Genomic DNA, 218 nt, shown 5'->3' on the forward strand with positions numbered 1-218 from the left:
ATTCTGAGCGGGATATATTCGTCCTTCTGCATGCCTTCGATGCGCGCTTCCCACGGATCGGGCAGGCCTTCGAGCGAATAGAGCAGCCGTTCGTAGAGCGCCTTGCGGCTCGCCGTATCCTCGACCACTTTCTGCTTCACGTAGTCGAGGCCGACGCGCGCGATGTAGTGCACGGTGCGATCGAGGTAATACGCCTCTTCGCGATAGAGCTGCAGGAA

At 59.2% G+C, this 218-nt stretch carries 1 protein-coding gene; it reads right to left on the bottom strand.

Translation table 11 applies throughout. From position 1 onward, the window contains the following. A partial coding sequence (locus ACYPXD_RS24350) for a hypothetical protein (RefSeq protein ID WP_459717083.1) occupies nt 1–218 on the bottom strand: 218 nt, incomplete at both ends.

It is taken from the genome of Paraburkholderia sp. 2C (assembly GCF_054589215.1).